At 62.5% G+C, this 10,010-nt stretch carries 4 protein-coding genes; 1 reads left to right on the forward strand and 3 read right to left on the reverse strand.

Features of this window, described 5'->3' with window-relative positions; all coding sequences use genetic code 11:
- The first annotated feature begins 395 nt into the window (after window positions 1–395).
- Window positions 396–2,558, forward strand: a complete 2,163-nt coding sequence (locus ACIQTP_RS16720) for an AIPR family protein (RefSeq protein WP_403400427.1) — start codon at window positions 396–398, stop codon at window positions 2,556–2,558.
- 406 nt (window positions 2,559–2,964) lie between these two features.
- Here ACIQTP_RS16720 and ACIQTP_RS16725 read toward each other — a convergent pair whose 3' ends face one another.
- The 3 genes from ACIQTP_RS16725 to ACIQTP_RS16735 are packed head-to-tail and all read right to left on the reverse strand — an operon-like array spanning window position 2,965 to window position 9,433.
- Window positions 2,965–6,168 (reverse strand): type I restriction endonuclease subunit R, encoded by a 3,204-nt coding sequence (locus ACIQTP_RS16725; RefSeq protein ID WP_403400429.1) that lies wholly within the window; start codon window positions 6,166–6,168, stop codon window positions 2,965–2,967.
- Window positions 6,169–6,170: 2 nt separating this feature from the next.
- The gene (locus ACIQTP_RS16730) at window positions 6,171–7,451 is read right to left on the reverse strand and encodes a restriction endonuclease subunit S (RefSeq protein ID WP_403400432.1); all 1,281 of its coding nucleotides are present in this window, start codon (window positions 7,449–7,451) and stop codon (window positions 6,171–6,173) included.
- Window positions 7,448–9,433: an N-6 DNA methylase gene (locus ACIQTP_RS16735; protein WP_403400435.1), complete on the reverse strand. Its 1,986-nt coding sequence runs from the start codon at window positions 9,431–9,433 to the stop codon at window positions 7,448–7,450. Before ACIQTP_RS16735 ends, ACIQTP_RS16730 begins: the two co-directional genes overlap by 4 nt.
- Window positions 9,434–10,010: the final 577 nt, after the last annotated feature.

Here is a 10,010-nt window from a genome sequence, read left to right on the forward strand (position 1 = left end):
AGGACAGGTCTGCTCGGACCCACTCAGTCTCATCCTGCGGCGATGCTTCAAGATCCCGTCCACACCTCCTCCACGGACCTCGACATAGAGCCGCTTCGGGCCGCATACGCCTGCACATACGCGAAGACCCCGGCCTCAGCGTTTCCGCTGGTGACGGGGTCTTTGGGCACCTCATAACGGGTGCCCCCGGCAGGATTCGAACCTGCGCACACGGCTCCGGAGGGCGCTTGACTCCTCGGCTTCTGCCCTGGTCAGCGGCATCCAGTGACGCGTAAGGGAAATTGTCGTCCACGACTGGTCCACGAGATTAGTGCGCACCGTATCGTCTCTCAGATACGCTGACCCGTCCTGGGGTGGGTTCGTTGGGGGTGGGAATGAGCAAGGGTGTACAGGGCATGCCTCTTGAGGTCCAGCACATCAGGAGCGCGCTACTACGGGAGTTCCGGGGCCGGATCTCCATGAAGGACTTCGAGAAGAAGGATCCGAAGGAGAAAGAGACGGCCTTGTTGTCGAGGGCCGTTTCGGCCAAGGCCGCCAGCATCCTTACGGATTGCACTTCGGACGAGGCGGCAGCAGGCGTAATTGACGGCCGGGATGATTTCGGCATCGACTGCGTCGCGTTCTCCACCTCCGGCTCTGAACTCCATTTGATTCAGGCCAAATGGAAGGATAAAGGGACAGCTGGCTTCGATACGGAAGCAGCTCTCAAACTTGTGCACGGATTGAAGAAGCTTGACAATCGCGATCTCGATCACTTCAACGATCGATTGCAATTGCTCGCCGATCGTGTGCACGGTGTCCTTCGGCTCCCAACTTGCAAAGTGAATCTGGTTATCGCGCTTATTGGTGATGGTCGTCTCTCCATCGAGACCCAGAACATCCTCAAGGAGGCAGCCCACGAGTTCGGCGGACTCGGGCGGACGGTGGAGTACCGAGTCCTAGACCAGAGGGACTTCCACCGAGCGATTCGGGAGGACCTGAAGCCGCAACCCATCACGCTCAAGGCCACGATGGACAGGGAGTGGTACACCAGAGAAACTCCTTACAAGGCAGTGATTGGTGAAATCAGCGCCGATCAGTTGGCGCGTTGGTACGGCGGAAATGGCGATGACGGGGGCCACGACATAGGACATGGCGAGCGCCTCTACGACCGCAACGTCCGACGTTCGCTGGGGTTGACCGGGGTCAACCAAACCATGGTGGACTCAATGGTGGGGGACCCTGAGGGGTTCATATACCGGCACAACGGCATCACCGTGCAGTGCGACAAAATTGTCCAGGAATACCATGGCAAGAGAGCGGTTGGGCAGCCCACCACTCTAACTCTGCATAATGCCAGCGTGGTGAACGGCGCTCAGACGGTGTCTTCGGCCTTCCGGGCGTATGAGAGAGACCCTGAGGCTGTCACAGAGGCCTATGTCCTAGTGCGAATCATCTCCCTTGACGGGGCCCCGACGGGCTTTGGTAACTCCATCACCACGGCCACTAATACCCAGAACCACATGGAGCGCCGGGACTTCATCGCCATCGATGCCGTCCAAAGCGAGATCCAGAAGGATTTCAGGCTTTCGCTCGATAAGGAGTATGTCTTCCGACGGGGCGAACTGGACCCTGCACCTGAGTCGGGTTGCACGGTCACGGAAGCAGCCACTGCTCTGGCGTGCATGCACCGGGACTCGTCGCTCGCCGTACGAGTCAAGGGATCTACGAACGCGCTATGGGAGGAGGGCGAGGGCGGAATCTACGGTAGGTTGTTCGGTCAGCAGCCAACTGCCCAGCAGATCTGGCGCGCAGTGCAGGTCTTTAGGCTGGTTCGCGACCAATTGTCAGAGGTGCGGGCCAAGATGACCGGACGGCCGGCGGCAGTGGTAGACAGCGGGGCTCTGCTCGTAGCCCATCTGGTGTTTCAACGCATCGGTAAGGACAAGTTCGACGAGCCGGATGACGAGTGGGAGGCTGTCCTCACAGGGGTGCCCGTGCAGGTCAGTACCGTGCTTGCGTGCCTCATCGCCATGGTCGACACTCTTTTCACGAGTGCGAGTTACGTCACGAGTACGTTTGCCAACGAGGCGCGCTGCGCGCAACTGGTTACTGCCGTTCTCGGGACTCTCGAACGTGGTAATGGGCCGGACTCTCCCATGAATCTGAACGCATTCATGGAAGGCACCGCACGGAGTCGGCAGCGGCGGCCACAGACCGTGCGTCTACTTGTCGACCACGATGCCATCAAGGATGGGACGCCTCTCATTTACGCCCCGAGCGCCGTGGAGGAACTGGCTATCGGTGCGTGGCTCGACGCGGACCCTCGGCGCCGCCGGGCCAGTTGGGTAAATGATCGGAAGGCGCCGCTCCTCTGGGAGGCCGACGGCCGGAGGTACTCGCCGACCGGACTGGTCTCTCAAATGTGGAACGAGGCCGACTGGAAGGAGCAGTGGAGCGCGGTCCAAGGCCCTAAACAGTGGAGGGTTTCGGGGGAAGGGACGCTCGTTGAGATCGCGGAGCGACTCTGGCGGCAGATTGTGGATGAGGGCGAAGCAGGAGACGTAAATCCTGCTTAGCACACCAACTGGTTGGGATGTACCCGGCATGGCGTCGCTCGGCTGGGACCGGAAGCGACGTCACACGAACAAGCACGGGATGCTTCCGGGACACCCCAGCCCTGCAACTAGGTCGTAGGCTGGCTTGCTCGTCTCTGCACCTTGATGTCACCCGTGGATGTCAGCCTGAGTTTGATGCTGTGCTTCACAGTCGCTGTTGGTTAGGGCCCCGCTCGTTCTGCCCGCGAAGCGGCGGGCCGGGGCGGGGAGCGGACGCCCGGTCCGGCGGACAGGGGAATGGGGGACAACAGCGAACGCGCTGCCGTGCGACGGAGTGGGAAGGTACAGGTCAGTCGGGCAGATGGGGCGGCACTCGCAGGGGAGGGATCTTCCGAGGCGTTCCCCGGAAGATCCCTCCCTCAAGCATTCATTCTTTTAGATCTTCCGGGCCGCCCTCAGGCTCCGTGCGCGCGCGCCGAGACTGGTACAGGTAAGCGCCGATCAGCTGAATGAGCTCTTCGGCTCGCTCGCTCTCGCCGGTCAGCGCGCCAGTCAGCTTCCCGAAAGCCCCCTCGTTAAGCACGGCCGCGTCAGTTAGGGCCTCGCGCAGGTTGGGGGAGATGAGGAACTGGTCCTGGGCGTTGTTGTCGATCTGCTCGGCGATCCGCGGGTCTTCCTCGGCCATCCCGGCCGCGGCCGTGACGAAGCCGCCGATCTGTGGGTTCGCGAACTCGCCCCCGAACAGGCTGTTGATCTTGGCGACTACCTCCGACAGCAGCACCTGCTGCGGATCGCGGGCTACGGCAGTACCGATGCCAGTGACGCCCCGCAGCCCTTGCGTCTCCTGGTCTCCGGACAGAGCTATGGCCGCCTTGCCCTGGTCAATGTGCCGCACCCGCTTGAGGACTATCCCGGACAGGTCCACGTCGGCGCGCGCGTCGTCGACCGCAAGTAGGCGCACCAGCTGGCGCAGGAACTCGGCGAGCTTCTCCAGGTCGGTGGTCGCGTAGTCGACGACCTGAGACATGAAGTCGTAGAGGCGGACGTAGGAGCCGCAGTCCTTGCGGAAGGTCCGCAGCTCGTTCAGAGCCTCGCTGTCGTCCCTATCGGTTGCGTCGACCCATCGGTTGGCGAACTCATCGCGAGCCGGCGCGATCGCCGCCGCCAGTGCCGAGTGCCGCTGCTGGCCCCACCAGGCTTCGGCGTAGCGTTCGACGTCGGCGCGGGTGTAGATGCCGGGCTGGGCGAGCTTCGTGGCGAGCTGGTGGACGAGGTTGGGGTCGGTAGCAGTCTCGACGTGGGCCTTGGTGTAGTACTGGAGGAATGCATTCTGGATGTCGACGGGGTCGTTAACGAAGTCGAGGACGAACGTCTGGTCTTTCGCCTCACCCGACGGGGCGCGGTAGGTGCGGTTGAGACGGGAGAGTGTCTGAACGGCATGGACGTCAGGGAGTTGCTTGTCGACGTACATTGCGCACAGCAGCGGCTGGTCAAAGCCGGTCTGGAACTTCTCCGCCACCAGCATCAGCCGGTAGTCGGGGCGCCTGAACTCCCGGGCGAGATCGGAGCCGAGGCCCGGGTTCAAGGAGGCTTCGGTGGCGTTCTCCAAGCCGTAGTCCTCGTCGGTGATGTCACCGGAGAACGCGACGATCGTCTTGAGCCCGTAGCTCTTGACGCGTATGTACTTGTCCATCTCGATTTTGTAGCGGACGGCTGCCTGGCGTGAGGAGGTGACGACCATGGCCTTGGCCTGGCCGTCGAGGAGACGCGCGACGTTGGCCCGGAAGTGCTCGACGATGATCTCGACCTTCTGCCCGATGTTGGACGGGTGAAGGTTCTTGAATCGCATGATCTTCTTCGTTGCGACCTTCGGGTCGACCAGTTGACCGTCCTCGCCACTGCTGATCGTGGTGACGACGCCACCGGTGCCGCGCTCCTCGATCTCGAACGCTGTTTTGTACGTTTGGTAACCACGCAGCACGTCGAGGATGAACCCTTCCTCGATGGCCTGCCGCATTGTGTACACATCGAACGACTCGGGCTTGCCATCGTCGCCGGGTCGCCCGAACAGGGTCTTCGTCTTGTGCTTCGGTGTGGCGGTGAACGCAAGGAACGACACGTGCGGCGACGAGGCTCGGGCTGCCGTCTCGGCGGATATCTGCCGCTCGCGCTTGGCCTGCTCGTCGTCGGCCGACAGGAGCTCGTTGACGACGTCCTGGGTGTCGACAACCTCGTCCTCGGCGACCTGCCCGCCATCGGTGAGGACCTTCTTTAGGGCATTGGCCGTCCTGCCCGACTGAGAGGTGTGGGCCTCATCGACGATGACAGCGAACACCTTGTCGCTGAACGTCGTGTCAATCAGGCCCTTGATGTAGGGGAATGTCTGGATCGTGACCACGACGACCAGAGCAGGCCCGGTCAGCGCGTCGAGTAGGGCCCGGGACTTCGAGCCGCCAGCGCGGCGCACGGCGGCGGAATCGATGATGGCCACCGAGTCGCCGGAGTCGTCGACCTGGCTGACGGCGTCCTGGAGCTGCCGGTCGAGGACCTTGCGGTCAGAGACAATTAGGACCTTGTCGAAGACCTTGCGATTGTCCCCATCGTGCAGCCGGGCGAGGTGGTGCGCGGTCCAGGCGATCGTGTTGGTCTTGCCTGAGCCGGCCGAGTGCTCGATCAGATACCGCCGCCCCGGCCCGCCAACGCGGACCTCGTCGACGATCCGCCGCACCGCACGCCACTGGTGGTAGCGGGGAAACAGCAGCGTCGTCGTCCGCTTGATCTTCCCGGTGGCCGGGTCCTCGTCCTCGTCCTTACGCAGGAACATCAGCGCGCCGAGGATGTAGAGCCAGTTATGCCGCTCAAGAACCTCCTCCCACAGGTAGGAGGTGGCCGCACCATTCGGGTTCGAGGGGTTGCCTTTCGCGCCGTCGGCGTGGCCCCGGTTGAACGGCAGGAAGTAGGTCCTGTCGCCAGCCAGCTTCGTGGTCATCCAGACTTCGTCGTCGTCGACAGCAAAGTGGACCAGGGCGCGAGTGCCGAAGCCAAGGAGCGGCTGGCCTTTCGGTTGGCGGTCCTGCTTATACTGCTTGACCGCAGTGCGCCACTCCTGCTTGAAGAATGACTTGAGCTCCAACGTTGCCACCGGCAGCCCGTTCACGAAGAACACCAGGTCGATCGACTGGTTGTCGCCGCGAGCCGACGAGAAGTGCACCTGCCGCACCACCCGCAGCCTCACCGACTCGTAGGCCTTCGTTACCGTCGGATTCAGGGTCGTTGCCGGCGCGAACTGGCACATCCGGAAGTGCGCTGTCGCACCACGAGTGTGCGAGAAACGCCGCCGCAGCACGTTTAGCGTGCCGCCACCCGAACTCATCGGAGCATCCAGGCGCGCCACGAGTGCATCGAGCAATGCGTCCCTGTCGGCCTGCACCGTCGGGGTACCGACTTTGACGACTTTCTCATATTCCTCAGGCTGAGTGGTGCTCAGCCACCAGTGCACGTCCTCCGGCCACAGGGCACGCTTCGCGTCGTACCCGTCATCCGACTCGCTGCACGCCCAGCTGTGGATGGCCAGGTACTCGCAGATCTCGGCTTCGAATGCATCCTCGCGGGTCTGATCCGACGCAGCCATCGTCAGCCTGCTTTCCGGGCGGTGCGTACGTTGATTTGTCCGGTCACAGCGGCCGTGATGAGCGCGGCACGACGCTCCTTGGCGAAGGCGATGTGCTCCTGCGCCTTGGCGATCAGGGCGTTGATCTTTGCGGTCTGCTCGTCAAGGCTATCTGCAATCTGCCGCTGCACACCTGAGGGCGGGATCATAATGGGCATTGCCGCCAGCTTTTCGGAAGTCAGGTGAGGCATCGAGACGATGTTGCAGTATGCCGAGATGAAGCCCTTCTGCCTGGCCATGATGAGGAAGTACGTCAGATAGCGACCATCGTTCTCACCGACGGGACGGATCCGGTTGATGGAATTCTGAAAGCACCAGCCCTCAAGTGACTCAGAGATGAAAGCCGCGCGACCGTAGCCACCGATCCCTCCCTCGACTACGACCACGTCACCTGCTCGCAGGTCGAGCATTCGCAATTCGCGAGGGTTGAACCACATCGACTTCGCGTCGACGAGGGCAAGTTCGCCGTTGGGTTGCACGTTAGCGGCTCGCATATATGGAGCAAGAACATCGGAACCCTTGTTTTCGCTCTGCAACATCTTGCCAAGAGTCACCGATCCGAAGTGCTTGACCTGGCCACGAGTCCATCCCGGAGGACAGGGCCCGATCCAGGACACGTGGTCCGACTCAAGATCGGCGCCGCGATCGAGACCAGCTACGACACTGGCGATCAACCCAGCTCGTCGTTCCCGGAGGAATTCGATGAACTCCTCCTGTTTGGAGACCAGAACATCAATCTGTGCCGTCTCGCGATCCAGGAAGTCAGCAATGGCCCGCTGCTCAACGAGGGCAGGTGCGGAGACCTCGAATTTGGACACCTTGTCGGCGGTGAAGTGCGGAATCGTTGCGGTGCTTGTGACGAGGTCAACCCGGCCACGCGTGAGTGCGTCTTGCAGCGCATAGTCGAGGAACCTCCCATCGGCATGCCCAGCGAGGGGGCGCAGGCGAATGATCGAGTTCTGGAAGCCCCACCCTGGCAGGTCCTCCCGGAGCACAGCTGATCGGCCATAACCGGCGCCACCTTCAACGATCACAACGTCGCCGCGTCGCAAATCGAGTATCCGCAGTTCGCTCGGTTGGAACCACATCGGCTGTTCCGGCAGGTCAATGATCTTCCCTTGAGGCTGGACGTGTGCAGCTCGCAGGTATGGTGCGGGGATGTCAGACGGGCTCTTCGGCTCCGGCTGAACCATTTTCCCGAGTACGACGTTTGCCAGTCGTTTCACTGGCAGAACAGCGCTCACGCCTCCACCTCCCGCAGCATCTTCATGATCTCGCTAACAACGCGGTTGAGGTCAGCGTCGATTTTCTCCAACGGGCGGGGCGGATTGTAGCGGTAAAAGTGCCGGGTGAACGGGATCTCGTAGCCGGTCTTCGTCTTGTCGACCCAGGCATCGGGAACGTGTGGTTTGACCTCAGCCTCGAAGTAGGCGGCGATGGTCTCCTGGGCGGCGTCGTGGGTTTTGGGGTGGCCGCCCCAACCGAAGGGGATGTTCTCGGTGTCGCGCAGAGCAGGGTCGGGCTCGATCTTGCCCTTGTGCGGGCCGGAGGTGTAGCGGCAGATGTCGGCGTCGTCATCGTGTTCGCCGATTGTCTGCCACAGTGCCTTGCGCTGAGCCGCGGTCAGCGTGACGGAGCACTCACGCAGGTGCTTGCCGATGTCATGGAGGAAGTCCTCCCTGTTGAGATAGACCTGCTCGCCGAAGGAGCCGAGGGCCTCAACCAGGTCTGGGATCTTACCAAGGGTTTTGTGGTCGGCCACGTCGGCGATCCGCGCGGCAGTGCACTGGAACTTTAGGCGCAGGGGACGCTCGACGGTGATCGTCCAGTAGGCGAAGTCTCGGTTCTCGAAGATCTTTGAGATATCCGATGCCTCGCGGGAGGCAAATGCCTGCACGATTGAGGTGCGAGCGTCGTCAGAGATTTCGACGCGCTTGGAGCCGATCGACTTGGGCAGCTTGGAGCCGAGCCCTGTAGCGTCGATGAGCTGGACGGTGCCCTTGCGTTCGGTCGGCTTGGCGTTCGAGAGGATCCACAGGTAGGTGGGGATTCCGGTGTTGTAGAACATGTCGTTGGGTAGAGCGACGATCGCCTCGACTAGGTCCTGCTCCAGCATGTGCCCGCGAATTTTGGACGGTCCGGATTCAGCGCCGCCAGTGAAGAGCGGTGAACCGTTGAGGACGATGCCGGCCTTTCCACCACAACCGTTCTCGTCCACGTCACGCATCTTCGAGGCGACGTGGAGGAGGAACAGCATTGCGGCATCCCCTATGCCCGGCAATCCGGGGGCGAAGCGTCCCTGACCACCGCGCTCGTGCTCGTCGGTTACCTCGGAAGCGACGGCCTTCCAGTCAGTGCCGAATGGCGGGTTGGACAGGACATAGTCGAACTTGCGGTCCTTGAATCGGTCGACGACGAGGGTATCGCCTTGGCGGACGTTGGTCGGGTCCTGACCCTTGATGAGCAGGTCGGCCTTGCAGATCGCGTAGGTGCGCGGGTTGATCTCCTGGCCGAATAGGGCTGTTGAGGCGGACGGGTTCAGGTCGTGGAGGTGCTCGTCGGCGACGGTCAGCATGCCGCCGGTACCGACCGTGGGGTCGTAGATGGAGCGCACCCGGCCTCGGTCGCGTAGTGCCTCGGTGTCCTCGGCATAGACAAGGTCGATGAGGAGGCGGACGACGTCGCGGGGTGTGTAGAACTGGCCGGCACCGTCGTTGGCGGACTCGGCGAACCGGTAGATGAGGTTCTCGAACAGGTCGCCCATGTCGGCGTTCGAGACGGTCTCAGGGCTCAGGTCGATCTTCTGAAAGTGTTTGACGACCGGTGAGAGGCGATCACGGACGTCGAGTGTGCTCAGGACGTTCTCGAAGTCGAAGGACTTGAACACGTCCAGGTTCGACGAGAAGCCAGAGACGTAGTCGATGAGATTGGCCGCGAGGTTTTTCGGGTCCTGCAGAGCCTTTTCCAGGGTGTAATTGCTGGTGGTCCAGAAGTTCAGACCCGCATTGTCTGGGGTGCGCGTCTTCAGCTTCAGGTGAGTGCGGCGCTGCTGATCACCGGGGTACTGGCTGATGATCTCGGCCATCACCTCCCGGTGCGGTTCCATCACGCACTCCAGGCGCCGCAGCACGGTGAACGGCAAGATCACAGAGCCGTATTCGGCTTCTTGGTAGGGGCCGCGCAGGGTGTCGGCGACGCTCCACACGAACTGACTGAGGACGCTCACGCAGGTCTTCTCCGGTCTAAGGCTTGGGCGGTCACAGCTCTGCTCGACGGGAGCCGTGCGCGTTAACCGAACCCTATCCGTCGGGACCTGCCCGAGGCAGAGCAGTGTTCAAGGTCGTGAGGTCGGCGGAACGGCTTTGGGCTGGAGCTGCTTTGGCGCGAGTGATCATGGCCCCGTAAGCTTCCGGCGCGTCGGGCAGTCTGTGGACCTGCCCGGTAAAGCACGACGTTGGGGCCATGATCTTCGAGGCTCGCGCCAAAGTGGCTGCCTAAAGCCGTGGAGCCGACCGCCCCAGCCGCGACGTACCCCTTCTCTGGCATCAGGCGGCTGATTGCTCAGTGCGCGGCACGGGCGCTGGCCGGGCTGGAGCGGGGCGGAGACAGGAGCGCAGGCCCGGCCGGGGGCCGGGCCGCGCGCGGTGAGCGGAGCGAGCCGCCTTGAACCAGTAGAGAAAGTTGTAACTCAGTGCGGGGCGTGGGGCTTGTCCGATCCCGGGTGATGCTTGACAGTTCGGTCCCAGCTGATGGTTGACAGTGGCCGTGATCGGGTTTTCTGTGCGCGTCGTTGCGGCGCGTGT

Source organism: Streptomyces sp. NPDC090798 (assembly GCF_044768965.1).
Lineage (GTDB): Bacteria > Actinomycetota > Actinomycetes > Streptomycetales > Streptomycetaceae > Streptomyces.

Coding starts and splice junctions, on each gene's coding strand:
- ACIQTP_RS16725 (WP_403400429.1), bottom strand. CDS start 6,168: ATGGCTGCGTCGGATCAGACCCGCGAGGATGCATTCGAAGCCGAGATC.
- ACIQTP_RS16720 (WP_403400427.1), top strand. CDS start 396: ATGCCTCTTGAGGTCCAGCACATCAGGAGCGCGCTACTACGGGAGTTC.